This window comes from Nocardioides sp. S5, assembly GCF_017310035.1.
Classification (GTDB): domain Bacteria; phylum Actinomycetota; class Actinomycetes; order Propionibacteriales; family Nocardioidaceae; genus Nocardioides.
Window position 1 is genome coordinate 1,834,028 of record NZ_CP022296.1, and the last position, 26,942, is coordinate 1,860,969.

General features: G+C 68.3%; 19 protein-coding genes and 3 rRNA genes. 13 read left to right on the plus strand and 9 right to left on the minus strand.

Annotated features, from left to right (window positions below):
* Window positions 1-63: 63 nt before the first annotated feature.
* The 3 genes from CFI00_RS09155 to CFI00_RS09165 are packed head-to-tail and all read left to right on the plus strand — an operon-like array spanning window position 64 to window position 2,429.
* The gene (locus CFI00_RS09155) at window positions 64-498 is read left to right on the plus strand and encodes a hypothetical protein (protein WP_207084857.1); all 435 of its coding nucleotides are present in this window, start codon (window positions 64-66) and stop codon (window positions 496-498) included.
* 21 nt (window positions 499-519) lie between these two features.
* Complete coding sequence (locus tag CFI00_RS09160) at window positions 520-1,797, plus strand: sensor histidine kinase (protein ID WP_207084858.1); 1,278 nt, start codon at window positions 520-522, stop codon at window positions 1,795-1,797.
* On the plus strand, window positions 1,794-2,429 hold the full coding sequence (locus CFI00_RS09165; protein ID WP_207084859.1) for a response regulator transcription factor: 636 nt from the start codon (window positions 1,794-1,796) through the stop codon (window positions 2,427-2,429). The genes CFI00_RS09160 and CFI00_RS09165 overlap by 4 nt, the downstream gene beginning before the upstream one ends.
* A gap of 10 nt (window positions 2,430-2,439) precedes the next feature.
* Here the strand turns inward: CFI00_RS09165 and CFI00_RS09170 are convergent, their stop codons facing one another.
* On the minus strand, window positions 2,440-3,816 hold the full coding sequence (locus CFI00_RS09170) for a serine/threonine-protein kinase (RefSeq protein WP_207084860.1): 1,377 nt from the start codon (window positions 3,814-3,816) through the stop codon (window positions 2,440-2,442).
* Window positions 3,817-3,889: 73 nt separating this feature from the next.
* On the opposite strand from CFI00_RS09170, the gene tyrS reads away from it, so the two are divergent.
* From tyrS to CFI00_RS09200, 6 genes are all read left to right on the plus strand, one after another.
* A complete protein-coding gene (tyrS, locus tag CFI00_RS09175) occupies window positions 3,890-5,155 on the plus strand; it encodes a tyrosine--tRNA ligase (RefSeq protein WP_207084861.1) in 1,266 nt (421 codons plus the stop codon).
* A 595-nt stretch (window positions 5,156-5,750) separates the two neighbouring features.
* Window positions 5,751-7,265: ribosomal RNA gene (locus CFI00_RS09180) — 16S ribosomal RNA — on the plus strand.
* Between the two features lie 561 nt (window positions 7,266-7,826).
* Window positions 7,827-10,960 (plus strand): 23S ribosomal RNA (locus CFI00_RS09185).
* Between the two features lie 161 nt (window positions 10,961-11,121).
* A 5S ribosomal RNA gene (rrf, locus tag CFI00_RS09190) occupies window positions 11,122-11,239 on the plus strand.
* The 16S, 23S and 5S rRNA genes sit together here, the layout of an rRNA operon.
* A gap of 92 nt (window positions 11,240-11,331) precedes the next feature.
* Window positions 11,332-12,357, plus strand: a complete 1,026-nt coding sequence (locus tag CFI00_RS09195) for a tetratricopeptide repeat protein (RefSeq protein ID WP_242532759.1) — start codon at window positions 11,332-11,334, stop codon at window positions 12,355-12,357.
* 156 nt (window positions 12,358-12,513) lie between these two features.
* Window positions 12,514-13,029 carry a DUF3145 domain-containing protein gene (locus CFI00_RS09200; protein WP_207085438.1) on the plus strand — a complete coding sequence of 172 codons (516 nt, stop codon included), beginning with the start codon at window positions 12,514-12,516 and terminating at the stop codon, window positions 13,027-13,029.
* Between the two features lie 10 nt (window positions 13,030-13,039).
* Here CFI00_RS09200 and CFI00_RS09205 read toward each other — a convergent pair whose 3' ends face one another.
* From CFI00_RS09205 to CFI00_RS09235, 7 genes are all read right to left on the minus strand, one after another.
* Window positions 13,040-13,471 (minus strand): hypothetical protein, encoded by a 432-nt coding sequence (locus CFI00_RS09205; RefSeq protein WP_207084862.1) that lies wholly within the window; start codon window positions 13,469-13,471, stop codon window positions 13,040-13,042.
* Between the two features lie 61 nt (window positions 13,472-13,532).
* Complete coding sequence (locus CFI00_RS09210; RefSeq protein WP_207084863.1) at window positions 13,533-14,963, minus strand: carboxyl transferase domain-containing protein; 1,431 nt, start codon at window positions 14,961-14,963, stop codon at window positions 13,533-13,535.
* Window positions 14,960-16,213 (minus strand): beta-ketoacyl-[acyl-carrier-protein] synthase II, encoded by a 1,254-nt coding sequence (locus CFI00_RS09215; RefSeq protein ID WP_207084864.1) that lies wholly within the window; start codon window positions 16,211-16,213, stop codon window positions 14,960-14,962. The genes CFI00_RS09210 and CFI00_RS09215 overlap by 4 nt, the downstream gene beginning before the upstream one ends.
* Window positions 16,214-16,297: 84 nt before the next feature.
* Complete coding sequence (locus CFI00_RS09220) at window positions 16,298-16,543, minus strand: acyl carrier protein (protein ID WP_135839746.1); 246 nt, start codon at window positions 16,541-16,543, stop codon at window positions 16,298-16,300.
* A gap of 56 nt (window positions 16,544-16,599) precedes the next feature.
* Window positions 16,600-17,610, minus strand: coding sequence for a beta-ketoacyl-ACP synthase III (locus tag CFI00_RS09225; protein WP_207084865.1), 1,011 nt, complete (start codon window positions 17,608-17,610; stop codon window positions 16,600-16,602).
* Window positions 17,610-18,794: an acyltransferase domain-containing protein gene (locus tag CFI00_RS09230; protein ID WP_207084866.1), complete on the minus strand. Its 1,185-nt coding sequence runs from the start codon at window positions 18,792-18,794 to the stop codon at window positions 17,610-17,612. The genes CFI00_RS09225 and CFI00_RS09230 overlap by 1 nt, the downstream gene beginning before the upstream one ends.
* Window positions 18,795-18,873: 79 nt before the next feature.
* Window positions 18,874-20,046, minus strand: coding sequence for a helix-turn-helix domain-containing protein (locus CFI00_RS09235; RefSeq protein ID WP_207084867.1), 1,173 nt, complete (start codon window positions 20,044-20,046; stop codon window positions 18,874-18,876).
* 168 nt (window positions 20,047-20,214) lie between these two features.
* Between CFI00_RS09235 and CFI00_RS09240 the strand changes: the two genes are divergently transcribed.
* Entirely contained in the window at window positions 20,215-21,201 is a 987-nt protein-coding gene (locus tag CFI00_RS09240; RefSeq protein ID WP_242532760.1) for an alpha/beta fold hydrolase, read from the plus strand.
* 120 nt (window positions 21,202-21,321) lie between these two features.
* On the opposite strand, the gene aceE is transcribed toward CFI00_RS09240, so the two are convergent.
* Window positions 21,322-24,105: a pyruvate dehydrogenase (acetyl-transferring), homodimeric type gene (gene aceE / locus CFI00_RS09245; protein ID WP_207084868.1), complete on the minus strand. Its 2,784-nt coding sequence runs from the start codon at window positions 24,103-24,105 to the stop codon at window positions 21,322-21,324.
* A 213-nt stretch (window positions 24,106-24,318) separates the two neighbouring features.
* On the opposite strand from aceE, the gene CFI00_RS09250 reads away from it, so the two are divergent.
* From CFI00_RS09250 to CFI00_RS09260, 3 genes are read left to right on the plus strand one after another with little or no spacing between them, the layout of a single operon-like run.
* Entirely contained in the window at window positions 24,319-24,747 is a 429-nt protein-coding gene (locus tag CFI00_RS09250; RefSeq protein WP_207084869.1) for a DUF3052 domain-containing protein, read from the plus strand.
* Window positions 24,744-26,408, plus strand: coding sequence for an AMP-binding protein (locus CFI00_RS09255; protein ID WP_207084870.1), 1,665 nt, complete (start codon window positions 24,744-24,746; stop codon window positions 26,406-26,408). Before CFI00_RS09250 ends, CFI00_RS09255 begins: the two co-directional genes overlap by 4 nt.
* The gene (locus CFI00_RS09260; RefSeq protein WP_207084871.1) at window positions 26,405-26,878 is read left to right on the plus strand and encodes a peroxiredoxin; all 474 of its coding nucleotides are present in this window, start codon (window positions 26,405-26,407) and stop codon (window positions 26,876-26,878) included. The genes CFI00_RS09255 and CFI00_RS09260 overlap by 4 nt, the downstream gene beginning before the upstream one ends.
* Window positions 26,879-26,942 lie beyond the last annotated feature (64 nt).

A 26,942-nucleotide genomic window follows, 5' to 3' on the forward strand; every position in this document is an offset into this window, starting at 1 on the left:
CGGACATCTCGTGCGCCCGGCCGCGAGCGACCACGCTGGTCCTACCTACCCGAGGAGGACCTCATGACCAGCACCACGACCCCCACGACCCGCACCACCCAGCCGAGGCGGATCGGACGCGCCCTCGTCGTCGGCCTCGCCCTCGTCGGCGCGGTCGGCGCCGGCACCACCTCGGCCTCGGCCCGGTCGGGTGACGACGACGACCGCGTCATCCGCACCGGCGCCTGCACCGCGGGCGCCGACTGGAAGCTCAAGGTGAAGACCGACGACGGCCGCCTCGAGGTCGAGGGCGAGATCGACAGCAACGTCGCCGGCCAGCGGTGGCGCTGGACCCTGCGCCACAACGGCTCGGTCAGCGAGCGTGGCACCGGCACCACCGGTGGCCGCAGTGGCTCCTTCGAGGTCGAGAGGAAGATCGTCGACCTCGCCGACACCGACACGGTGACGTTCCGCGCGACGAGGGACGGACAGGTGTGCCGGGGTGTGGTCAACTACTGACCTCCCCGGAGGGCTGACCCGATGCGCTGGTTGAAGAGTCCCGTGGTGCAGTTCCTGGCCACGGGACTCGTCACGCTCGTCGTCGTCATCATCGCCACCAGTGCGCTGAGCCGCTCGGCCGCAGACGAGGAGGCCGTCGCCGATGCCCGCACCCTGACCTGGGTGCTCGGCACCTCGGTGGCGCAGCCCGCCATCCCGGAGGGGCTGGTGGCCGGCGACGCCGCAGCGATCGACCGCTTCGACCGTACGGCCCTCGACCGGCTGCTGGTCGGCGACGTGCTGCGGGTCAAGATCTGGGACGCGGACGGCACCGTCCTCTACAGCGACCGGACCGAGCTGATCGGCATGTCCTACCCCCTTGGCGAGGACGAGCTCGACGTCATCCGGGACGGGGGCACCGACGCCGAGATCTCCGACCTCGGTCGTCCCGAGAACCGCTTCGAGCGCGAGATCGGCGGCGACCTCCTCGAGGTCTACACGAGGATCCGGTCGCCGGAGGGGGAGCCGCTGCTGTTCGAGGCCTACCTCGGCGTCGACCAGGTGCGCGAGAGCCGCGCGCAGGTCCTCGACCGCTTCCTTCCCATCACCATCGGCTCCCCGTTGGCCCTCGTCGCGCTGAGCACGCCCCTGGTCGTGCTGCTGTCGCGGCGGCTGTCCCGCGCTGCGCGCGACCGCGAGCGGCTGCTCGAAGCGGCCGTACGCGCCTCCGACGGCGAGCGGCTGCGGATCGCGCGCGACCTGCACGACGGCGTCGTGCAGGACCTCGCCGGGTCGTCGATGGCCCTGTCCACGGCCGCCGCCCGTGCCGACGGCAGCGAGCGCCAGGACCTCGAGGACATCGGGCGGTCCCTGCGGGTGAGCATGCGTGCGCTGCGGTCCCTGCTCGTCGAGATCTACCCACCGGACCTCCACGCCGCCGGCATCGCCGCGGCGCTCGACGACCTGGTCGCGCCCCTCGTCGCGACCGGCGTCGAGGTCGACGTCGACGTCAGTGGCGACGAGGGGGCTCCCCGGTCGGCCGTGGCGCTGGTCTGGCGCGTGGCACAGGAGAGCGTCCGCAACGTGGCCCGCCACGCCCGGGCGGGCCGGATGTCGGTGACGGTCCGTCGCCAGGGCGAGGCGCTGGTGCTGGAGGTGGTCGACGACGGTGTCGGGTTCGACCCGGGCGCGACCACGGGCGACGACCGGTTCGGCCTGCGCGGCACGACGAGCCTGGTGCGCGAGCACGGCGGCACCATCGAGGTCGACTCAGCGCCCGGTTCCGGCACGATGGTGCGTGTGGAGGTCCCGATCCGATGATCCGCGTCGTGCTCGCCGACGACCACGCCGTCGTACGCCGTGGGCTGGCGGGGCTGATCGAGTCCACCGACGACCTCGAGGTCGTCGGCGTGGCGCGCGACGGGGCCGAGGCCGTCGAGCTGGTGCGTGAGCACCGGCCCGACGTCGCGGTGATGGACCTCCAGATGCCGGTGCTCGACGGGGTGGAGGCCACGCGCTCGATCGTGGCGGCGGAGACCGGCACGGAGGTGCTGGTGCTGACCTCCTTCTCCGACCACGCACGCATCGATGCCGCCCTCGGCGCCGGCGCGGTCGGCTACCTCCTCAAGGATGCCGAGCCGGAGGTGCTGCTCGACGGGATCCGCGCCGTGGCGCGGGGCGAGTCGCCGCTCGATCCCCGGGCCGCCCGCCGGCTCCTCGACCGCGCTGCCACAGGCGCCGACGCCGGTGCCTTGCCGGCAGGGCTGTCCCCGCGGGAGACGGAGGTGTTGCGCCTGGTCGTCGAGGGGCTGCTCAACAAGCACATCGCGCAGCGGCTGGGCATCACCGAGCGCACCGTCAAGGCCCACCTCACCTCGGCCTACCAGCGCATCGGCGTCGCCGACCGCACCCAGGCGGCGCTGTGGGTCGAGCGCCACGGCCTCGGGGGCTGACCGCGAGGACTCAGCCCTCGTTCGCGATCAGGAAGCTGTCGCCCTGCTTCTGCAGCTGCAGCCGGATCTGATCCGTGTTCTCCCGGCCGTCCTGCATGACGTACCTGACCGTGTAGGCCACCGTCATGTCGCTCGGGTTGCTCGCGACCTCGAGCAGTTCCGCCGAGCGCACCGTGCTCCAGAAGCCGATGTAGCCCTCGTACCCGTCACTGGCCTCCTGGAAACCGGGGGTCAGCTGCTCGAAGGCCGTGCGCGGGTCGGTGGTGACGGTCTCGAGGTAGGAGGAGATGAAGGCGTCCATCTTCTCCTTGGTGTCCTCCGCCGACGCCGGGCTGGCGCTGGGTTCCGGCTCGTTCGTCTGCGACGACCGGGGTGAGGCGCTCGTGCGCTCGTCGGGCAGGGCCTCGGGGGTGTCGCGCCCGGCGAGGACGTACGCCGTGACGACCGCGGCGACCGCCAGTGCAGCCGCGGCCGCGAGCCACGCCCACCGGAACCGCTCGTGGGCCGGCCTCGCGGCCGTGGGCGTCGGCGCCAGCGGCAGGACGCCGGTCTGCTCCGGGGGAGCGGGGACGACGGGCGCCACGGCCACCGTGGAGCGCTGTCCTCGCGCCACGCGGAGGAGCTCGTCGCGCACGCGCGGCATCGGCCACCGCTGCTCCGGGTCCCGGTGCATCATCACCGAGAGCAGCCCCGCGAGCTCGTGGTCGTCGGGCAGGCGCGGCGGGTCCTCGTGCACGATCTTGTAGAGCGCGCCGATGAGGTTGTCGCCGACGTCGTACGGCGGGCTTCCCGTGACCGCGTGGTAGAGCGTCGCGCCGAGCGACCAGACGTCGCTGGCCGCCGTCGCGGACGAGCCCGACGCGACCTCGGGTGCGAGGTAGGCGGGGGACCCGGTCACCAGGCCGGTCTGGGTGAGCGAGGCGTCGTCGTCGGAGCGAGCGATCCCGAAGTCGTTCAGCTTGGCCGCGCCGTGGGCGATCATGATGTTGCTGGGCTTGACGTCGCGGTGCACGATCCCGTGGCCGTGTGCCTCGACCAGGGCGTCCGCCGTCTGCGACAGCAGCGTGGCCGCGTCGGCCGCGTCGAGGGGGCCGGACGCGCGTACGCGCTCGCTGAGCGTCACCCCGTCGACGTACTCCATGACGAGCCACCGGACGTCGTCCTCGTTGACCAGGTCGAAGACCGAGACCACGTGCGGGTGGTTGAGCGCTGCGGCCAGGCGCGCCTCGCGCTCGGCGCGCTCGAGCTCGGCGTCGGCGGACCCGGGGACGAGCCCGATCCGCTTGACAGCGACCTGGCGGCCCAGCACCTCGTCGACAGCCAGGTGCACCGTCCCGGAGCCGCCCCGGCCGATCTGTCGCTCGAGCCTGTACCTGCCTGCGATCACGTGCCGTCCCCTCTCCGTGCTCGCCCTAGGCTAGTGCCCGACCACCAACGCGACCCCACCCGAAGGAACTGACGTGACGAGCTCCAACGTCCTCGACGAGCTGGAGTGGCGCGGCCTCATCGCGCACTCCACCGACCGCGATGCGCTCCGCGCAGCGCTGGCCGAGGGGAGCGTCAGGTTCTACGTGGGTTTCGACCCCACCGCCCCGAGCCTCCACATGGGCAACCTCGTCCAACTGGTCACGGCGCGACGCCTGCAGCTGGCCGGCCACACGCCCTTCATCCTCGTCGGCGGCGCCACCGGCATGATCGGGGACCCGCGGGACTCCGGCGAGCGCGTGCTCAACTCCCTCGACACCGTCAAGGAGTGGACCGAGCGCGTACGCCGCCAGGTCTCGCGGTTCGTCTCCTTCGAGGGGGACAACGCCGCCACGACGGTCAACAACTACGACTGGACGGCTTCGCTGTCCACGATCGACTTCTTGCGCGACATCGGCAAGCACTTCCCGGTCAACCGGATGCTGGCCCGCGACACGGTCAAGCGGCGCCTCGAGTCGGGCATCAGCTACACCGAGTTCTCCTACGTCCTGCTCCAGTCGATGGACTACCTCAACCTCCACCGCGAGCACGGGGTCGCGCTCCAGTTCGGTGGCTCCGACCAGTGGGGCAACATCACGGGAGGCGCCGAGCTCGTACGCCGTGTCACGGGCGGCAGCGCGCACGGCTTCGCGACGCCCCTGATCACCAAGACCGACGGCACCAAGTACGGCAAGACCGAGGGGGGTGCGCTCTGGCTCGACGCGGAGATGCTGTCCCCCTACGCCTTCCACCAGTTCTGGCTCAACGTCGAGGACGAGAAGGTGGGCGAGCTGCTGCGGATCTTCACCTTCCTCGCGCGTGAGGAGATCGAGGACCTCGAGCAGCAGACGCAGGAGAAGCCGTTCCTGCGCGCCGGGCAGAAGCGCCTGGCGGACGAGGTCACGGCCCTCGTGCACGGAGCCGACGAGGTCGAGCACGCCAAGGCGGCTGCCGCAGCACTGTTCGGTGGGGGAGACCTGGCGTCCATCCAGCCCGCCACGCTCGCGTCGGCGCTGCGCGAGGCCGGGGGTACGACGGTCCCGGCCACGGAGCTCCCCGGGATCCTCGACCTCCTCGTCGCCAGCGGACTGGCCAAGAGCAAGGGGGAGGCCCGGCGGACGGTCGCCGAGGGCGGTGCCTACCTGAACAACCTGCGCGTCGAGGACCCCGATCTCCAGCCCACCGATGCCGACCTGGTCGCCGGGTCGTGGCTCGTGTTGCGCCGCGGCAAGAAGAAGTTCGCCGGCGTCGAGGCCGTCTGAGCGCCTCGTGCGCGGCTGGTCCTGGGCGGCGTGGCGAGGGGCTCGTACGCCCTCCGCCGCGCCGCCCAACTCGTCCCACGTGTCACAACAGGCCTCTGACCTGCGAAAACGCTGATGTGCTCGCGGTCACACCGCTTCGATTTGCGCGTTGTGCCCGTCGTGATTAATGTTCTCTTTGTCGCCAGGGAGCGGCGGGGAGCAAGGCCGGTCAGGCCGGGCTCCCGGCCCCGGGCAGGACAACCCGAAGCGGTCATCGGTCACGGTGACACCACCGGGTCACAGAGCGAAACAGTCGAGGATTTGCCACGACAGAAAGTCGCTCACTAGGTTTGACCAGTTGCCTCACGCAACCGAGATCCACACCGGATCACGATGTGAGTGCGTCTGATTCTTGAGAACTCAACAGTGTGTTTGATTAGTCGACGAATTAGTTTGTTATGCCCCGTTGACTCTTCTTCCTTGGCCTTTTGGTTGGGGTGGTTGGGTCGCGGTTTCTTTGACAATGATTCTGACAGATGTCAGTTTTGTTCAGTCAGGGGATGTGGCTCTTATTGATTGTGGCTGGCCTGGCTTTGGTTGGGTTGGTTCATGTTTTTCGATGGAGAGTTTGATCCTGGCTCAGGACGAACGCTGGCGGCGTGCTTAACACATGCAAGTCGAGCGGAAAGGCCACTTCGGTGGTACTCGAGCGGCGAACGGGTGAGTAACACGTGAGTAATCTGCCCCTGGCTTCGGGATAGCCACCGGAAACGGTGATTAATACCGGATATGACAGACCCTCGCATGGGGGTGTGTGGAAAGTTTTTCGGCCAGGGATGTGCTCGCGGCCTATCAGCTTGATGGTGAGGTAATGGCTCACCATGGCTTCGACGGGTAGCCGGCCTGAGAGGGTGACCGGTCACACTGGGACTGAGACACGGCCCAGACTCCTACGGGAGGCAGCAGTGGGGAATATTGGACAATGGGCGGAAGCCTGATCCAGCAACGCCGCGTGAGGGATGACGGCCTTCGGGTTGTAAACCTCTTTCAGTACCGACGAAGCGCAAGTGACGGTAGGTACAGAAGAAGCACCGGCCAACTACGTGCCAGCAGCCGCGGTAATACGTAGGGTGCGAGCGTTGTCCGGAATTATTGGGCGTAAAGGGCTCGTAGGCGGTTTGTCGCGTCGGGAGTGAAAACGCCGTGCTTAACACGGCGCTTGCTTCCGATACGGGCAGACTAGAGGTATTCAGGGGAGAACGGAATTCCTGGTGTAGCGGTGAAATGCGCAGATATCAGGAGGAACACCGGTGGCGAAGGCGGTTCTCTGGGAATGACCTGACGCTGAGGAGCGAAAGTGTGGGGAGCGAACAGGATTAGATACCCTGGTAGTCCACACCGTAAACGTTGGGCGCTAGGTGTGGGGTCCATTCCACGGATTCCGTGCCGCAGCTAACGCATTAAGCGCCCCGCCTGGGGAGTACGGCCGCAAGGCTAAAACTCAAAGGAATTGACGGGGGCCCGCACAAGCGGCGGAGCATGCGGATTAATTCGATGCAACGCGAAGAACCTTACCTGGGTTTGACATACACCCTGCCGCCTCAGAGATGGGGCTTCTTTTGGGGGTGTACAGGTGGTGCATGGCTGTCGTCAGCTCGTGTCGTGAGATGTTGGGTTAAGTCCCGCAACGAGCGCAACCCTCGTTCTATGTTGCCAGCACGTTATGGTGGGGACTCATAGGAGACTGCCGGGGTCAACTCGGAGGAAGGTGGGGATGACGTCAAGTCATCATGCCCCTTATGTCCAGGGCTTCACGCATGCTACAATGGCCGGTACAAAGGGCTGCGATCCCGTAAGGGGGAGCGAATCCCAAAAAGCCGGTCTCAGTTCGGATTGGGGTCTGCAACTCGACCCCATGAAGTCGGAGTCGCTAGTAATCGCAGATCAGCAACGCTGCGGTGAATACGTTCCCGGGCCTTGTACACACCGCCCGTCACGTCACGAAAGTCGGCAACACCCGAAGCCGGTGGCCCAACCCTTGTGGAGGGAGCCGTCGAAGGTGGGGCTGGCGATTGGGACGAAGTCGTAACAAGGTAGCCGTACCGGAAGGTGCGGCTGGATCACCTCCTTTCTAAGGAGCACACGCCCCGATGCCAGGCGAATGTTCTGGCACGCATGGTGGTGTTCACTAGTGGAATCGTCGATGGTCAGGTCTCCTGCGTCCAGCTTGTCTGGTGTGGGTGGTCTGGTTACTCATGGCCCTGCGTTGGTGGGGGATGGGGTCAAGCACGCTGTTGGGTCCTGAAGAATCAGCCGTCCCCCGCTGTGGTGGGGGAGCCCCCGGTTCGGGGGAGCTCCTGCCTGATGGTGGGGGTGGTGTTGGTTGCTTCTGGTCCTCCCTTTGTTCCTCATGTCCGTGTGTCCTGGTCGTCCCTGTTGGGGGTGTCTGGGGTGGGTGTGGGGGGTGTTGGTGGGGTTGTTGTTTGAGATCTGCATAGTGGACGCGAGCATCTTGTAGCTGATCTGTCAGCACGCGCTTCGTGAGTTTTGCGTTGTGGTGTGTTGGTGGATGTAGTTGCGTAGGCATGTCCGGCTATTCCTTGGCTGGTCGTGTCGTTTTTGTGTGCTGGCCTGCTCCTTTGATTGGGGGGGGGCTGGTGTTTGTCTTTTGTGTGTTGTCTTGACGTTGTTGAGACAAGCTATGAAGGGCACATGGTGGATGCCTTGGCATCAAGAGCCGATGAAGGACGTTGGAGCCTGCGATAAGCCCTGGGGAGTTGGCAACCAAGCTGTGATCCGGGGGTGTCCGAATGGGGAAACCCAGCACGAGTCATGTCGTGTTACCCGCATCTGAACACATAGGGTGTGTGGAGGGAACGTCGGGAAGTGAAACATCTCAGTACCGACAGGAAGAGAAAACAACAGTGATTCCGAGAGTAGTGGCGAGCGAAATCGGATGAGGCTAAACCTCAGGTGTGTGATACCCGGCAGGGGTTGCATCTGGGGGGTCGTGGGACCGCTCTATTGAGTCTGCCGGCTCAGTACAGAGTAAGAAACCAGTGTGGAAGTCGAAGTCGGTTGGAAAGCCGTACCGTAGAGGGTGATAGGCCCGTAGACGTAAAGCGCTGGCTCTGGAGCGTGTTCCCAAGTAACACGGAACCCCTGAAATTCCGTGTGAATCTGGCGGGACCACCCGTTAAGCCTAAATACTCCTTGATGACCGATAGCGGACAAGTACCGTGAGGGAAAGGTGAAAAGTACCCCTGGCGGGGAGTGAAATAGTACCTGAAACCGTGTGCCTACAATCCGTCGGAGCCTTGTGCCACTTGTGGTGGGGGTGACGGCGTGCCTTTTGAAGAATGAGCCTGCGAGTTTGCGGTGTGTTGCGAGGTTAACCCGTGTGGGGAAGCCGTAGCGAAAGCGAGTCCGAATAGGGCGATTCAGTAGCGCGCTCAAGACCCGAAGCGAAGTGATCTATCCATGGGCAGGTTGAAGCGTCGGTAAGACGACGTGGAGGACCGAACCCACTTAGGTTGAAAACTGAGGGGATGACCTGTGGATAGGGGTGAAAGGCCAATCAAACTTCGTGATAGCTGGTTCTCCCCGAAATGCATTTAGGTGCAGCGTTGCGTGTTTCTTGCCGGAGGTAGAGCACTGGATAGCCGATGGGCCCTACAAGGTTACTGACGTTAGCCAAACTCCGAATGCCGGTAAGTGAGAGCGCAGCAGTGAGACTGCGGGGGATAAGCTCCGTAGTCGAGAGGGAAACAGCCCAGACCATCAGCTAAGGCCCCTAAGCGGTGACTAAGTGGAAAAGGATGTGGAGTCGCATTGACAACCAGGAGGTTGGCTTGGAAGCAGCCACCCTTGAAAGAGTGCGTAATAGCTCACTGGTCAAGTGATTCCGCGCCGACAATGTAGCGGGGCTCAAGTCATCCGCCGAAGCTATGGCATTCAGCGAATACATCAGCATCGACTTGATCGGTGTTCAGTGCGCTGGATGGGTAGGGGAGCGTCGTGTGGGCAGTGAAGCGCCGGAGTGATCCAGGTGTGGAGCCCACACGAGTGAGAATGCAGGCATGAGTAGCGAATCACGGGTGAGAAACCCGTGCGCCGAATGATCAAGGGTTCCAGGGTCAAGCTAATCTGCCCTGGGTAAGTCGGGACCTAAGGCGAGGCCGACAGGCGTAGTCGATGGACAACGGGTTGATATTCCCGTACCGGCGAAGTTGCGCCCATGACGAACCTGGTGATGCTAACCACCCGAAGCTCATCGGACCGGACCCTTCGGGGCGAGGCTGGTGGGTGGAGCGTGGGACCCGAGCTGGTAGTAGTCAAGCGATGGGGTGACACAGGAAGGTAGCCCAACCACAGCGATGGTTGTCTGTGGGCAAGCGTGTAGGACGTGGTGTAGGCAAATCCGCACCATCCACTTCAGTGTGGAGTCTGAGACGTGACGCGGAGCCGTTTATGGCGAAGTGGGTGATCCTATGCTGTCGAGAAAAACCTCTAGCGAGCAACGAGCCGCCCGTACCCCAAACCGACTCAGGTGATCAAGTAGAGAATACTAAGGCGATCGAGACAACCATGGTTAAGGAACTCGGCAAAATGCCCCCGTAACTTCGGGAGAAGGGGGGCCCGGATCGTGAACCCACTTGCTGGGGGAAGCGTGAAGGGCCGCAGAGACCAGGGGAAAGCGACTGTTTACTAAAAACACAGGTCCGTGCGAAGTTGTAAGACGATGTATACGGACTGACTCCTGCCCGGTGCTGGAAGGTTAAGAGGACCGGTTAGGCAGCAATGCCGAAGCTGAGAATTTAAGCCCCAGTAAACGGCGGTGGTAACTATAACCATCCTAAGGTAGCGAAATTCCTTGTCGGGTAAGTTCCGACCTGCACGAATGGAGTAACGACTTTCCCACTGTCTCAACCATGGACTCGGCGAAATTGCACTACGAGTAAAGATGCTCGTTACGCGCGGCAGGACGGAAAGACCCCGGGACCTTTACTATAGTTTGGTATTGGTGTTTGGTACGGCTTGTGTAGGATAGGTGGGAGACTGTGAAGCCCTCACGCCAGTGTGGGTGGAGTCAACGTTGAAATACCACTCTGGTCGTACTAGATGTCTAACCTAGGTCCGTCATCCGGATCAGGGACAGTGCCTGATGGGTAGTTTAACTGGGGCGGTTGCCTCCTAAAATGTAACGGAGGCGCTCAAAGGTTCCCTCAGCCTGGTTGGCAATCAGGTGGCGAGTGTAAGTGCACAAGGGAGCTTGACTGTGAGACAGACATGTCGAGCAGGGACGAAAGTCGGAACTAGTGATCTGGCCACGGCATGTGGAAGCGTGGTCACTCAACGGATAAAAGGTACCCCGGGGATAACAGGCTGATCTTCCCCAAGAGTCCATATCGACGGGATGGTTTGGCACCTCGATGTCGGCTCGTCGCATCCTGGGGCTGGAGTAGGTCCCAAGGGTTGGGCTGTTCGCCCATTAAAGCGGCACGCGAGCTGGGTTTAGAACGTCGTGAGACAGTTCGGTCCCTATCCGCCGCGCGCGCAGGAAACTTGAGAAAGGCTGTCCCTAGTACGAGAGGACCGGGATGGACGAACCTCTGGTGTGCCAGTTGTTCTGCCAAGAGCACGGCTGGTTGGCTACGTTCGGAAGTGATAACCGCTGAATGCATCTAAGCGGGAAGCACGTTTCAAGATGAGGTTTCCCACCACGTAAGTGGGTAAGGCCCCCCACAGAACATGGGGTTGATAGGCCGGAGGTGTACAGCAGTAATGCCCAGCCGACCGGTACTAATAGGCCGAGGGCTTGTCCCAACCACGTACAAGAACACACACAATGATCTGTACGACACACCCGCGCACACGTAACGAACAGCCACGAGCTTGTTCGCGTCCACTAGGCAGTTCCCAACCAACACACCCAACCCACGCCAGCACCAGTTGCTGGCAGGTGGTGTGGACAAGGTTGAAAGAGTTACGGCGGCCATAGCGAAACGGGAAACACCCGGTCCCATACCGAACCCGGAAGTTAAGCCTTTCAGCGCCGATGGTACTGCAACCGAGAGGTTGTGGGAGAGTAGGACGCCGCCGGACAATCATTTGGCAGAGGCCCCCAGATACCTGGGGGCCTCTGCTCCATTTCGGGGCATCAGTGAGTACGGTTGCCCCGGGACGGGGTTCGATACGTGAAGAAGGGAAGTGCGGCCGTGGCCGAGGACCGTCGAGGACAGCGTCCGTCACGAGGTGGAGCAGGAGCCGGCAGGGCCGGTGGCTCCGGAGGTCGTGGTGCCGGTGCGTCGCGCGGCGGCTCGTCCAGCCGCGGTGACGACACCCGCGGAGGCTCGCGGAGCTCGGGTGGCCGGTCGTCGGCGTCCCCCGACAGCCGTGGCCGTGGCGGGCGTGACGATGCCCCCCGGGGCAAGGGTGGCGCGCCGCGCAGCGGCGGCTACCAGGGCGGCAAGAAGCCGGCCGGTGCCCAGGACCGCCCCTACCGCGAGCGTCGTGACGACAAGGTCCGCACCGTCGACCAGGCGGTCTACGACGGACCAGACCTCCCCGAGGACATCACCGGCGCCGAGCTGGACCGCGGCGTACGCGCGCAGCTGAAGGGCCTGCCCGAGAAGCTCGCCGCCCGCGTGGCGCGACACCTCGCGGCGGCCGGCATGCTGATCGACGAGGAGCCGGAGAAGGCCTACCAGCACACCCTGGCTGCTCGCGCACGTGCGTCGCGCATCGCAGTCGTGCGCGAGGCGGCGGGGGAAGCGGCGTACGCGGCTGGTCACTACGCCGAGGCGCTCTCGGAGCTGCGTGCAGCGAAGCGGATGAACGGCGCGACCGACTACCTGCCGATCATGGCGGACTGCCACCGGGCTCTCGGCAACCCCGAGCAGGCCATCAAGCTGGCGAAGAGCCCCTCGGTGGCTAACTTCGCCTCCGAGGCGAAGGCGGAGATGACGCTGGTCGAGGCCGGTGCGCGGCGCGACATGGGTCAGCTCGACGCCGCCCTGCGGACGCTCGAGCTCGCACCGCTGACGTCGAAGAGCCGGTCCTCGTGGGTCGTACGCCTGCGTTACGCGTACGCCGACACCCTCGAGGCTGCCGGCCGCGAGTCCGACGCGCTGGCGTGGTTCCACCGCACCCACGCGATCGACTCCGACGAGATCACCGACGCCGCGGCGCGTGCAGACCTCCTGGAGCGACGCCAATCCTGAGTCGTGTGCTTGTGCTGGCGTTCGGGCGCCGCATGGGTCACAATGGAGCCCTAATCACATACGTGTCACTTGACTCCCGTCGAGCACCGACGACAGAACGCTGGGGAAGGCGCATCTGGAGCGTCGGAACTCAAGGAGGTCACAGTGACCACACGCATTGCTTCCCGCCCGGACGGTCCGGCAACGAGGGGCATTCTCTACGTGCACTCTGCTCCCTCCGCACTCTGCCCGCACATCGAGTGGGCCGTGGGCGGAGTCCTCGGAGTTGCCGTCTCGCTCGACTGGACGCCTCAGCCTGCCCAGCCGGGTGCCTACCGTGCCGAGCTGTCGTGGTCCGGTGTCGCAGGCACCGCTGCTGCCGTCGCCTCGGCGCTGCGCGGGTGGAACCACCTGCGCTTCGAGATCACCGAGGAGCCCACCAGCTCCTCCGAGGGCACCCGCTTCTCGTGCACTCCTGACCTGGGCATCTTCCACGCGATCACCGGACCCCACGGCGACATCCTCATCCCCGAGGACCGGCTGAAGGCGGCGGTGGTCAAGGCTGCCCTCGGCGACACCACGCTGCTGCTCGAGATCGACCAGCTGCTGGGCAAGCCGTGGGACGACGAGCTCGAGACCTTCCGCCACGCGGGCGAGGGTGCCCCGGTGCGCTGGCTGCACCAGGTCGTCTGAGTCGGTCGGCTCAGGACCTCGTACGCCGCAGCCGGAACGTCTCGGTCACGCGCACCGAGGTCTCCCGGTCACCGTCGTAGGAGACGAGCACGCCCGAGAGCGTGAAGCGCCCGGCCACCGTCGCCCAGCGACAGAGGCGGTAGGTGAGGACCCCGGCCTCGTCGTCGTTGGGACCGAGCAGCGACTGGGAGTTCACACCCTTGCCGCGGCGGTCCTGCATCGTGATGTCGAACGTCCAGTCGTCCGACACCGCGGTGACGGAGTAGGCGTAGCGGTAGTCCTTGCACCCACGCCTCAGCCGCCCGTCGGGGGCGTCCAGGGCCCCCGTCACCTCGACCTGCGCGGCAGCGGGCTGCGTGCCGTCAGCGGTCGCAGGATCGGTGGGCAGGGGGAGCAGCCCGGCCAGTGTCACGGCCGCGGCGGTGAACAGGGTCGAGAGCATGCAGACACCTCCGAGGGTACGGAGGGTCCAACGACCAGGTGTGACGTGCGTTACGCCATGCTCAGAGCGGGATGTTGCCGTGCCGTCCGCGGCGTACGCCCACGGTGTCGATCTCGTGGCGCATGGCCTCCGCGATCGCGCTCCGCGTGCGGGTCGGCTCGACCACCTCGTCGACGACCCCGATCTCGACGGCCTTGTCCACGCCGCCGGCGATGCGCTCGTGCTCGGCAGCGAGCTCGGCCTCGACCTGTGGCCGGATCTCGGGGGAGACCTCGGCGAGCTTGCGGCGGTGGAGGACCCGGATGGCCGCCACGGCGCCCATCACGGCCACCTCGGCGCCGGGCCAGGCGAAGACGCGGGTCGCGCCCAGGGAGCGGGCGTTCATGGCGATGTAGGCGCCGCCGTAGGTCTTGCGCGTCACCAGTGTGACCCGGGGGACCACGCACTCGCCGAAAGCGTGCAGCAGCTTGGCGCCGCGGCGTACGACCCCGTCCCACTCCTGGCCCACACCGGGGAGGTAGCCCGGGACGTCGACCAGGACCACGAGCGGCACACCGAACGCGTCGCACATCCGCACGAAGCGGGACGCCTTCTCCGCCGACAGCGAGTCGAGGCAGCCGCCGAGACGCAGCGGGTTGTTGGCCACGACGCCGACGGTGCGGCCGCCGACGCGGCCCAGGGCGGTGACGATGTTGGGTGCCCAGCGGGCGTGGAGCTCCTGCATGGTGCCCTCGTCCAGCAGGCCGTCGACGAGCGGGTGGACGTCGTAGGCACGCTTCTTCGACTCCGGCAGGAGGGCGCCGAGGTCACGGTCGTCCACCGACTCGACGGCCAGGCTGCCCTGCGCGCCGAGGAGGGAGGCGACGATCCGGGCGCGGTCGAGGGCCTCACGTTCGGACTCGGTGAGGATGTGGACCACACCCGAGCGTCGCCCGTGCGGCTCGGGCCCGCCGAGGCGGAGCATGTCGACGTCCTCCCCGGTCACCGAGCGCACCACGTCGGGACCGGTGACGAAGATGCGTCCCTCGGGGCCGAGGATGACGACGTCGGTGAGGGCGGGACCGTAGGCGGCGCCGCCGGCGGCGGGGCCCAGGACCACGGAGATCTGGGGGATGACGCCCGAGGCCTGCGTCATGACCTGGAAGATGCGGCCGACGGCGTGGAGGGACAGCACGCCCTCCGCGAGGCGGGCGCCACCGGAGTGCCACAGACCGATGATCGGCACGCCGTCGGTGATGGCCCGGTGGTAGGCGTCGACGACCACACGACAGCCGACGTCGCCCATCGCGCCGCCCATGACCGTGGCGTCGCTGCAGAAGGCGACGACAGCGGTGCCGTCGACACGACCGACGGCCGCGAGCATGCCGGAGTCGTCGTCCGGGGTGATGAGCTCGAGGGTGCCCTCGTCGAGGAGCGCGGTGAGCCGGTGGACCGGGTTGCGCGGGTCGTCCTCGCGGGGCAGCTTGGCCGGGCGGGCGGCGGTGGCGGTCATCGCAGGCTCCCGAAGGCGACGGCGACGTTGGCGCCACCGAAGCCGAAGGAGTTGTTGAGGGCGACGATGTCGCCGTCGGGGAGGTCGCGGCGCGACGTCGGGATGTCGAGGTCGACCTCCGGGTCCAAGTCGTCGAGGTTGATCGTCGGCGGGCTGACCCGGTCGTGCAGCGCCATCACCGTGGCGACGGCCTCGAGCGCGCCGGCGCCACCGAGCAGGTGGCCGGTCATCGACTTGGTGCTGGTGACCACGCAGCGGTCGACGTGCTCGCCGAGGACGGCGTGGAGCATGAGGCCCTCGGCGATGTCCCCCTTGGGCGTGGACGTGGCATGTGCGTTGACGTGGACGACGGTGGCCGGGTCGACGTCGCCCTCGCGCAGTGCCATCTGGATGGCGCGGGTGCCGCCGCGACCCTCCGGGTCGGGCTGGGCGATGTCGTGGGCGTCGTTGCTGATGCCGGCGCCGCGCACTTCGGCGTACATCTTGGCACCGCGGGCCCGCGCGTGCTCCTCGGACTCGAGGACCAGGATGGCCCCTCCCTCGCCGAGGACGAAGCCGTCACGGGCGGTGTCCCACGGACGCGAGACGCGCGTGGGGTCGCCGCCCTCCTCGCTGCCGGTCTTGGACAGCGCCATCATGTTGGCGAAGGCGGCCATCGGCAGCGGGTGGATCGCGGCCTCGGTGCCGCCGGCGATGACGACGTCGGCGCGACCGAGGCGGATGAGGTCGATGGCCATCGCGATGGCCTCGTTGCCCGAGGCGCAGGCAGAGGTGGGCGCGTGGACGGCTGCGCGGGCGCCGTACTTGAGGCTGACGTTGGCCGCGGGGGCGTTCGGCATGAGCATCGGGACCGCGAGCGGCGAGACCCGGCGCGCACCCTTCTCGAGGAGCGCGTCGTAGTTGGCGAGCAGGGTGGTCACGCCACCGATGCCGGACGCGACCGCCACGGCGAGGCGCTCGGGCTCCAGGCCGGAGCCCTCGAGGCCGGCGTCGGCCCAGGCCTGCTCGGCAGCGACCATCGCGAACTGGCTGGAACGGTCCAGACGGCGGGCCTTGACCCGGTCGAGGACCTCGGACGGCTCGACGGCCACGCGGCCACCGATCTTCACCGGCAGCATGTCGACCCAGTCGTCGGTGAGGTGGCGTACGCCGGACTCGCCGGCCAGCATGGCCTGCCAGGTCGACGCGACGTCGCCGCCGAGCGGGGAGGTGGTGCCGAGGCCGGTGACGACTACGCGGGTCGAGGGCATCAGGTGGGTTCCGTTCTCGCGGGGTGGGGGAGGTCCTGGGCCACGGAGGCCGGCGTGCTGCCGGCCCCCGTGGCAGGGAGGGCGTCAGCCCTGCGCGCGCTCGATGTAGGCGACGGCGTCACCGACGGTCTTGAGGTTCTTGACCTCGTCGTCGGGGATGGTCACGCCGAACTTCTCCTCGGCGGCCACGACGACCTCGACCATGGAGAGCGAGTCGACGTCGAGGTCGTCCACGAAGGACTTGTCCAGCTGGACGTCGTCGGCGTCGACACCGGCGACCTCGTTGACGATCTCGGCGAGGTCAGCGCGGATTTCTTCGGTGGTGGCCATGGGCCTTCCCTTCTTCTGGTGGGTGCTGCTTGGGGTGGTCTCGGGTGGTGCGGGTCCTACGGGACGGTGATGACCTGTGCGGCGTAGGACAGGCCGGCGCCGAAGGCGATGAGCAGCGCCGTGTCACCCGACCTCGCCTCGCCCTCGGCCATCATCCGGTCGAGCGCCAGCGGGACCGACGCGGCCGAGGTGTTGCCCTGGTCGGCGACGTCGCGGGCGATGCGGACGGTGGGGGGCAGCTTCATGGAGCGGGCCATCGCGTCGATGATGCGCATGTTGGCCTGGTGGGGCACGAACACGTCGAGGTCGTCGAGCGTGACACCGGCCGCATCCAGCGCCTGCTGGCCGATCTTCGCCATCGCGAAGGACGCCCAGCGGAAGACCGGGTTGCCCTGCATGGTGAGGTGCGGCATGACGCCGCTGCCGGGCCTCTCGGGGCTGCCGACGACGTCGCGCCAGTCCTCGCGCTGCCGGATCAGGTCGAACTGCTCGCCGTCGGATCCCCACACGACCGGGCCGATACCTGCGGTCTCGCTCGGGCCCACGACGGCCGCACCGGCGCCGTCGGCGAAGATGAAGGCGGTGCCGCGGTCGGTGAGGTCGAGGATGTCGGTGAGCCGCTCGACACCGACGACCAGGACGTAGCGCGAGCTGCCGGCGCGGACGATGTCGGAGGCCAGCGCGATGCCGTGGCAGAACCCGGAGCACGCGGCGGAGATGTCGAAGGCCGCCGCGTCGGTGCCCAGCTCGTGCGCGATCGCCGTGGCGACCGCAGGCGTCTGCAGGAGGTGACTGACGGTGGCGACGACCACGCAGTCGATCTGGCCGGGTTCGAGCCCGGCACGCTCGATGGCGATCCGGGACGCCTCGACCGACATCATCTGCACCGACTCGTCGGGGCCGGCCCAGCGGCGCGTCTTGATGCCCGAGCGCTGCTGGATCCACTCGTCGCTGGAGTCGATCGCGTCCACGACGTCGGAGTTCGGCACGACGCGCATGGGCCGGTAGGCGCCGACGCCGAGGATCGCAGCGTGCTGCGCACCGGTGGTGGTGGTGAGCGCGGCCATCAGTGCGACCCCTCCGGGTGCAGGCGCAGCAGCGGCTGGCCGGGGGAGACGAGGTCGCCGTCCTCGACGAGCCACTCGACCACGGAGCCGCCGTGGGCAGCGGTGATGTCGGTGCGGTCGCGCAGGCTGGCGACGGCGCCGATCACGGCACCGGGGCCTAGCACGTCGAGCGTGGCCGCCTCGGGCGAGAGGTGGAAGGTGCCCTTGGCGGGCGACACGACCATGCGCCAGGTGGGCGTGGTCTCGATCTGGGAGGCCTCGCCGTGCTTGTCGCAGAACTCGCGGGCCGCGTCGAGCTGGTCGGGCGTCTTGAGGGCGAAGGTCTCCACGCCCTTGAGCGCACGCTTGGCGATCCCGGTCAGCGTCCCGGCCGGCGGCATCTCGAGGATGCCGGTGACGTCGAGGTCGCTCATCGTCTCCAGGCACAGGTCCCAGCGGACCGGGTTGGCGATCTGACCGACCATGCGGCGCAGCACGTCGCGCCCGTCGTGCACGACCTGCCCGTCACGGTTGGAGATCACCGGGGTGCGCGGGTCGTGGGTCGAGACCGAGCGGGCCAGCGAGCCCATCCGGTCGACCGCTGGACCCATGTGGGTGGTGTGGAACGCACCGGCGACGCTCAGCGGGATCAGGCGTGCCTTGGCCGGCGGGTCCTCGGCGAACGCCGCGAGCTGCTCCGTCGTACCGGCGGCGACCAGCTGGCCGGGACCGTTGTCGTTGGCCGCGGTGAGGCCGTGGCGCTCGATCGCGGCCAGCACCTCGTCGCGGTCGCCGCCGAGCACGGCGGTCATCCCGGTGGCGGTGATGGCGGCCGCGTCGGCCATGGCGTTGCCGCGCTCGCGCACCAGCACCATCGCCTGCTCGGCGGTGATGACCCGCGCGCCGGCGGCGGCCGTCAGCTCACCGACGCTGTGACCGGCCACGGCGCCGATGCGGGCGAACGCGTCGGCCGGGTGGGGGAACAGGTCGAGCGCGGCGACCAGGCCCGTCGCGACCAGCAGCGGCTGGGCGATCTTGGTGTCGCGGATGGTGTCGGCGTCGGCCTCGGTGCCGTAGTGGGCCAGATCGATGCCGGCCACCGTGGCCAGCCAGTCGAACCGCGCGGCGAAGGTCGGGTCCTCCAGCCAGGGCGTGAGGAAACCGGGGGTCTGGGCCCCTTGACCGGGAGCGACGATGACGAGCACACGACCACTCTGCCGGTTCGTGTGCCGTGCCTGCGGGTCCGACGCCGACGAAACTCACCCGGAGATCTTTGTAGGTTTCCTACAGTTCCGTACGTCCGGACTGACGCCCGAGGATGAGGGCCAGCTGCAGCGCGAAAGCCTCACGCGGACGTGTGGGCGACCAGCCGGTGACCTCCGAGATCTGGCGCAGGCGGTAGCGCACGGTGTTGGGGTGCACGAAGAGCGCGCGGGCGGTGGCCTCGATCGACGAGCCGTTCTCGAACCACGCCCCGAGGGTCTCCAGCAACGTGCCGCGGGTGGCCATGAGGGGGAGGTAGACCTCGTCGACCAGGTGCCGCCGGGCGTGGCCGTCGCCGGCGAGCGCGCGCTCGGGCAGCAGGTCGCGGCTCGCGACCGGTCGTGGGGCGTCGGGCCACCCGCTGGCGGCTCGGTGCGCCGAGAGCGCTGCGCGTGCCGACGCGCTCGCGTGGGCGAGGTCGGCGGTGACCGGTCCCACGACGACCGGACCGTCGCCGAAGTGGTCGAGCAGGCGGGTCGCCGCCTTGAGCGGGTCGGACACGCCGCCGAGGACCACCACGAGCCGCTCGCCCTGGGTGGCGCAGAGGGCGTCCATGTCGCCGGCGCGCGCGGAGCGGCGTACGGAGTCGAAGACGTCGAGCTCCGCACGGTGCGGCGGCACTGCGCCCAGCACGACGGCGACGTCCCCGTGGGCGCCCCAGCCGAGCGCGCTGGCGCGCGAGAGGACGGTCTCGTCGGCCTCGGCGCGCACCACCGCGTCGACCACCAGCGCCTCGAGGCGGGCGTCCCACGCGCCGCGGGACTCGGCGGCACGTGCGTAGACGGCAGCGGTGGCGAAGGCGACCTCGCGGGCGTAGAGGAGCACCGCGTCGTGGACCTCGCGCGCGTCCTCGGGGTCGAGGAGCGCGTCGATGTTGGTCTCGACCACGCGGATGCTCAGGCGTACGAGCTCGACGGTCTGCTGGAGCGAGATCACGCCGGTGAGCTCGCGGGGCGCCGCACCGAAGACGACGACGTCGAGCGGGTCGTGCGCCGAGGCGCGGACCTCGCGGTCGTACCAGTCGACGAACCCGCGGATGCCTGCCTGGACGATGAGCCCGACCCACGACCGGTCCTCGGCGCTGAGGTCGTCGAACCAGGGCAGGTCGCTCGCCATCCGCCCGGTCGCGGCCGTGCTCAGGGCTCCGCTGGAGTTGCGCAGCGCCTCGGCGGCGCGACGACGGGAGGGGGGCATGGGGCGACTCTAGTGGCGGGCGGGCCGTAGTGGGATTCCCACGAAGGGTGGTGGAGGCGCGCCGAGGGGTGCCGAGGTCACGACTTCGCATCGTGGGCCCGTGCGCCGGTCGAGGCGCGGGGTGTGCGTGGTTGAATCCGGAACCTGTCCCGATCGGTTGGAGGTCGCGTGCCGCGTCGCACCGTCCCGCACGTCGAGCACGTCATCGTGCACGGGCACCGCCGCGCCTTCGTGCGCATGGGGTCGGGCCCGGCGCTGCTGCTCCTGCACGGCCTCGGCTGCGACCACACGACGTGGGCGCCGGTCATGCAGTCACTCGCCCGCACGCACACGGTCATCGCACCGGACCTGCTGGGGCACGGGCAGTCCGACAAGCCGCGGGCGGACTACAGCCTCGGCGGCTACGCCAACGGGATGCGCGACCTGCTGACGGTGCTGGGGATCGACACCGCCACCGTGGTCGGCCACAGCTTCGGCGGGGGAGTGGCCATGCAGTTCGGCTACCAGTTCCCCGAGCGCACGGAGCGGCTCGTGCTGGTCGCGTCCGGCGGCCTCGGCCCCGAGGTGAGCCCGGCGATCCGAGCCATCACGACCCCGGGCTTCCACCAGGCGATGGCCGTGCTGTCGGTGCCGGGCGTACGTCATGCAGCCACCGCTGCGCTCCGCCTGCTCTCCCGGAGCGGCGTGCGGCACGTGCGCGACCTCGGCGAGGTCGCCGACATCTACGACTCCTTCAAGGACCCGCGCACCCGCGCCGCCATCCGCCACGTGACGCGTGCGGTGGTGGACTGGAAGGGCCAGATCGTCACCATGGCCGACCGGGCCTACCTGACCGAGGCCATGCCGATGCTGGTGGTGTGGGGGGCCGACGACCTCGTCATCCCCGTCGCCCACGCCAGCCACGCGAGCGCGCTCGCACCGACGGCGCGGATCGAGATCGTCCCGAACGCGGGCCACTTCCCGCACAAGGACCACCCCGAGCGGTTCGCCAAGATCGTGCGCGACTTCATCCGCAGCACCGAGCCCGCGCACTACGACCGCACCCGCTGGCGCGAGCTGCTGGACGAGGGTGCGCTCCGGTTCCCGGTGCAGGCCGAGGCGGGCGAGTCGCCGGTCGCGCCGGTCCACTCCGTACTTCGCGCTGCCGGCGCCTGACGCCTGCTGACCTGGAAACGGGACTGGCCCCTGAGTCGCTGAGCGACTCAAGGGCCAGTGTACCGTCGTACGGGGTCGTGCGGGGTCGTGCGGGGTCGTGCGGGGTGGTGCTGGGAGCCGTCAGGCGTCCCCACCCTCCTGCTTGATGTGCTTCGTCGCGGTCGGGTCGTCGATGCGGTAGCGCTCGGCTGCCTCGACGACCTTCTCCACCGGGAAGTCGCCGGCGTCGGCGAGGGCCTGGAGGGCCTGGACGACCACGCTGACGGCGTCGATGTGGAAGAACCGACGCGCGGCGGGACGGGTGTCGGCGAAGCCGAAGCCGTCGGCACCGAGCACGCGGTAGTCGGCCGGGACCCAGCGGGCGATCTGCAGCGGGACGGCGCGCATGTAGTCGGACACCGCGACGACGGGGCCCTGTGCGCCGGCGAGCTTGTCGCTCACGTAGGCGGTGCGGCGCTCCTCGCCCGGGTTGAGCAGGTTCCACTGCTCGGCGGCTGCGCCGTCGCGGGCCAGCTCGTTCCAGGACGTGACCGACCACAGGTCCGACTGCACGCCCCAGTCCTCGGCGAGCATGCGGGCGGCGTCCACGACCCACGGGAGGCCGACGCCGGAGGCCATCAGCTGGACGCGCGGTCCCTCGCCGTCCGCGGTCGAGATCTTGTGGATGCCGCGCAGGATGCCGTCGACGTCCACGTCGGACGGCTCGGCCGGCTGGGCCACCGGCTCGTTGTAGACCGTCAGGTAGAAGATGACGTCCTCGCCCTGGCCGTCGGGGCCGCCCGAGCCGTACATCCGCTCGAGACCGTTCTGCATGATGTGGCTGATCTCGTAGGAGAACGCCGGGTCGTAGTGCACGACCGCAGGGTTGGTCGCCGCGAGGAGGGGCGAGTGGCCGTCCGCGTGCTGGAGGCCCTCACCGGTGAGCGTGGTGCGACCGGCGGTGGCGCCGATCAGGAAGCCGCGCGCCAGCTGGTCGGCCATCGCCCAGATCGAGTCGCCCGTGCGCTGGAAGCCGAACATCGAGTAGAAGATGTAGAACGGGATCATGTGCTCGCCGTGCGTGGAGTACGCCGACCCGGCTGCGGTCGCCGACGCCATGGCGCCCGCCTCGGAGATGCCCTCGTGGAGCATCTGGCCCTGCGCGGACTCCTTGTAGGACAGCAGCATCTTGCGGTCGACCGACTCGTACTGCTGGCCACCGGGGTTGTAGACCTTGGCGCTCGGGAACATCGAGTCCATGCCGAAGGTGCGGTACTCGTCGGGCGCGATCGGCACGATGCGGTCGCCGATCTCGGGGTCCTTCATCCAGTCCCGGAGCAGCCGGACGACCGCCATGGTGGTGGCGAACTTGTTCTTGCCCGAGCCCTGCTTGAGCTCGGAGTACATCTCGTCGCCGGGCAGCTTGAGGGCGGTGGCGCGGTTGATGCGGCGCGGGATCGAGCCGCCGAGCGCCTCGCGGCGCTCGAGCATGTACTCGATCTCGGGGGCGTCGGCGCCCGGGTGGTAGAACGGCGCGCCGCCGGTCTTCTCGTAGGACTCCTCGAGGTCGCGGTCGCTGATCGGCAGGTAGAGCCGGTCGCGGAACTTCTTGAGGTCCGGGAGGGTCAGCTTCTTCATCTGGTGCGTGGCGTTCTTGCCCTCGAGGGCGTCGATCGTCCAGCCCTTGATGGTGTGCGCCAGGATCACCGTCGGCTGACCGGTGTGCTTGCTGGCGGCGTCGAAGGCGGCGTACACCTTGCGGTAGTCGTGGCCACCGCGCGGCAGCTTCTCGATCTGCGTGTCCGACATGTGCTCGACCATCTTGCGCAGGCGCGGGTCGGTGCCGAAGAAGTGGTCGCGGACGTAGCCGCCGTCCTCGGTCGAGTAGGTCTGGAACTGCCCGTCCGGGGTGGTGTTCATGCGGTTGACCAGCACGCCGTCGACGTCCTTGGCGAGCAGGGCGTCCCACTCGCGGCCCCACACGACCTTGATGACGTTCCACCCGGCGCCGCGGAAGTTGGCCTCGAGCTCCTGGATGATCTTGCCGTTGCCGGTGACCGGGCCGTCGAGCTGCTGGAGGTTGCAGTTGATGACCCACGTGAGGTTGTCGAGCTCCTCACGGGCCGCGACGCGGATCGCGCCCAGCGACTCGGGCTCGGCCATCTCGCCGTCGCCCATGAACGCCCACACGCGCTGCTGGCTCGTGTCCTTGATCCCGCGGTTGTCCATGTAGCGGTTGAAGCGGGCCTGGTAGATCGAGCTGAGGGCGGTGAGGCCCATCGACACGGTGGGGAACTCCCAGAAGTCCGGCATGAGCCGGGGGTGCGGGTAGGACGGCAGGCCGGCGCCCTTGCCGTGCTGGACCTCCTGGCGGAAGCGGTACAGCTGCTCCTCGCCCAGGCGGCCCTCGAGGAACGCGCGGGCGTAGACGCCCGGCGAGCCGTGGCCCTGGATGTAGATCTGGTCGCCGCCACCCTCGTGGTCCTTGCCGCGGAAGAAGTGGTTGAAGCCGACCTCGTAGAGGCTCGCCGACGACTGGTAGGTCGCGATGTGACCGCCGACCTCGAGGCCCTTGCGGTTGGCCGAGGACACCATCACCGCAGCGTTCCAGCGGATGAAGGCGCGGATGCGGCGCTCGACCTCCTCGTCGCCGGGGAACCACGGCTCGCGCTCCGGAGGGATCGTGTTGATGTAGTCGGTGGAGCGCAGGGCCGGCACGCCGACCTGCTTCTCACGCGCCCGCTCGAGCAGGCGCAGCATCACGTAGCGCGCGCGGTCGCGACCCCGGTCGTCCAGCATCGCGTCGAAGGACGCGAGCCACTCCTGGGTCTCTTCGGGGTCGATGTCGGGCAGCTGGGTGGGGAGTCCCTCGTGGATCACCGGCACGATCGCCGGGCTCTTGCTGGACTTCTCGGCGTCACTCACCCCTCCATCGTGTCACGCGACACGCCGCCAAGAAATCTACCCGTGGGTAGGCGGGATGTCGGGTGCAGCGACGGGTGGGACGAGCGCCGGAGGGGCGGGGGCACGACCGTTGCAGGCGCCCGGCGGGCGGGACGGGGTTGCGGCGCCTGCTGTGTTCGGGTGGACTATGCGCATCCCGCGCACCGACGGGTATCCGAGCATGGGAGGCACTGCGTGAGTTCGACGGTGGGCGACTCTGCCCCGGCGACCGGGATCGGCGACCGACTGGGGCTGAAGCCCGGGATGGTCGTGCAAGAGCTCGGCTGGGACAACGACACCGATGACGAGCTTCGCGTCGCGGTAGAGGACTGCATCGACGCCGACATGGTGGACGGTGACTACGGCAACGTCGTGGACGCGGTGGTCCTGTGGTGGCGCGACGACGACGGGGACCTCGTGGACGGCCTGGTCGACGCGCTGACCGACCTCGTCGGTGGCGGCTCGATCTGGCTGCTGACGCCGAAGGTCGGTCGTCCCGGCACGGTGGACGCAGCAGACGTCGCGGAAGCGGCCCCGATCGCGGGCCTGTCACAGACGACGACGGCTTCGGTCAGCAAGGACTGGCAGGCCACCCGGTTGGTGGCACCGAAGACGCCCGCGTGAGGCCAGGCGATCTCGCAGGGACGCTCTCGGGCGTCGGCACGACCGTGCGCGTCCTCGGGCGGGCCGGTGTGATCCGCCCCTACGGTCCGCGCACGCTCGTCGACATCGGGCGGGTGGTGCTCCGCTGGGGCACCGGGCCGGCGGGGGGCTTCGCCACGCTGGCGGCCCGCTCGCCCCACCAGGTGGGCGTCGTCGACGAGCTCGGCGAGCTGACCTGGGGCGAGCTGCACCGGCGGTCCAACTCGCTGGCGCGCGCCCTGTCCGAGCGGGGCGTCCGCGAGGGCGACTCGGTGGCCGTGATGTGCCGCAACCACCGGGGCTTCATCGACGCCTCGGTCGCGGTCGCCAAGCTGGGCGCCGACATCCTCTACCTCAACACCGCCTTCGCCGGCCCCCAGCTGGTCGATGTGCTCGAGCGCGAGGCGCCGAGCATGGTGATCCACGACGAGGAGTTCACGGGGCTGCTGGCCGGCGCCTCGGTCGAGCGCCGCGTGCTGGCGTGGACCGACGACGAGGGCGTCTCCGACGAGCGCCTCGAGCGGCTCGTGTCGGCCTACGACGAGTCCGACCTGCACCCGCCACAGCGCCATGCCCGGATCGTGATCCTCACCTCCGGCACCACGGGCTCGCCCAAGGGCGCGCCGCGCAAGGAGGCGGGGATCGACGCGGCCGTGTCGCTGCTCTCGCGGATGCCGCTGCGTGCCGGGTGGCGTACGCACATCGCGGCACCGCTGTTCCACACCTGGGGCTTCGCCCACCTCGCCCTCGCGATGCTGCTGGGATCGACGGTGGTGCTGCGTCGCAGCTTCGACCCTGCGACCGCGCTGCGCACCGCCCAGGACGAGCGCTGCCAGTCGATGGTGGTCATCCCCGTCATGCTCCAGCGGATGCTGGCGCTCGATCCCGCCGAGCTCGACGCGATCGACCTCGGCCGGGTCGAGGTCGTCGCCTCGTCGGGGTCGGCGCTGCCCGCGACGCTGGCACAGGCGTGGATGGACCGCTTCGGCGACAACCTCTACAACATCTACGGCTCGACCGAGGTGGCGTACGCCTCGATCGCCACCCCCGAGGACCTCCGCGCGGACCCGACGTCTGCAGGCAAGCCGCCGTACGGCACCGTGGTCCGGATCCTCGACGAGGCCGGCGCCGAGCTCCCGCAGGGCGAGACCGGCCGGATCTTCGTGGGCAACGGGCTGCTGTTCGAGGGCTACACCCACGGCGGGTCCAAGGAGGTCGTGGACGGGCTGATGTCCTCGGGCGACGTGGGCTGGTTCGACGACGCCGGGCGCCTGCACGTGGCCGGCCGCGACGACGACATGATCGTGTCCGGCGGGGAGAACGTCTTCCCGCAGGAGGTGGAGGACTGCCTGGTCACCCACGAGGCGGTCGGCGAGGTCGCTGCGATCGGCGTCGAGGACGAGGACTATGGTCAGCGCCTGCGGGCCTTCGTGGTGCGCGTCGGCGAGGTGTCCGCGGACGAGCTGCGCGAGCACGTGAAGGCCAACCTGGCGCGCTTCAAGGTGCCGCGCGAGATCGTGTTCGTGGACGAGCTCCCGCGCAACGCCACCGGCAAGGTCCTCAAGCGCGAGCTGGCACGGCACGGGGCGGCACCGGACGACGCCAACGACGACGACGACGACAAGGACGGCAAGCAGGCGTGACGAGCGAGGGTCTGTGCATCGGTGACGAGGCGCCCGACTTCATCCTGCGTGACCAGTTCGGCCAGGACGTGCGCCTGAGCGACTTCCGCGGACGCAAGGCGGTGGCGCTGATGTTCTTCCCGTTCGCGTTCACCGGCGTGTGCACCGGCGAGCTGTCGGGGGTCCGCGACCGTCTCGACGAGTTCCTCAGCTTCGACACCGAGGTGCTGGCGCTGTCGTGCGACTCGATCTACGCGCTGCGCAGCTTCGCCGAGGCGGAGGGACTCAACTTCCCGCTGCTCTCCGACTACTGGCCCCACGGCGCGGTCGCGTCGGCGTACGAGGTGTTCGACCCCGTCAAGGGGGCGCCGCGCCGCTCGTCGTACGTCGTGGACCGCGAGGGTCGGCTGAGCTGGGCGGTGCACAACGCGAACCCCGACGGGCGCGACCTCGACGAGCACATCCGCGAGCTCCAGGCAGCCGTCGGCTGAGCGTCCGAGCCCGCTGGTCTAGACAGATCCGGGGCAATCGGTCGAAACGGGGTACGCCCTTGGG

Excerpts from the sequence above, each read along its gene's own strand:
- CFI00_RS09205 (WP_207084862.1), bottom strand. The coding sequence starts at position 13,471 with ATGCTCTCGACCCTGTTCACCGCCGCGGCCGTGACACTGGCCGGGCTG.
- CFI00_RS09235 (WP_207084867.1), bottom strand. The coding sequence starts at position 20,046 with ATGCCCCCCTCCCGTCGTCGCGCCGCCGAGGCGCTGCGCAACTCCAGC.
- CFI00_RS09210 (WP_207084863.1), bottom strand. The coding sequence starts at position 14,963 with ATGACCGCCACCGCCGCCCGCCCGGCCAAGCTGCCCCGCGAGGACGAC.
- CFI00_RS09215 (WP_207084864.1), bottom strand. The coding sequence starts at position 16,213 with ATGCCCTCGACCCGCGTAGTCGTCACCGGCCTCGGCACCACCTCCCCG.
- CFI00_RS09220 (WP_135839746.1), bottom strand. The coding sequence starts at position 16,543 with ATGGCCACCACCGAAGAAATCCGCGCTGACCTCGCCGAGATCGTCAAC.
- CFI00_RS09225 (WP_207084865.1), bottom strand. The coding sequence starts at position 17,610 with ATGGCCGCGCTCACCACCACCACCGGTGCGCAGCACGCTGCGATCCTC.
- CFI00_RS09155 (WP_207084857.1), top strand. The coding sequence starts at position 64 with ATGACCAGCACCACGACCCCCACGACCCGCACCACCCAGCCGAGGCGG.
- CFI00_RS09165 (WP_207084859.1), top strand. The coding sequence starts at position 1,794 with ATGATCCGCGTCGTGCTCGCCGACGACCACGCCGTCGTACGCCGTGGG.
- CFI00_RS09160 (WP_207084858.1), top strand. The coding sequence starts at position 520 with ATGCGCTGGTTGAAGAGTCCCGTGGTGCAGTTCCTGGCCACGGGACTC.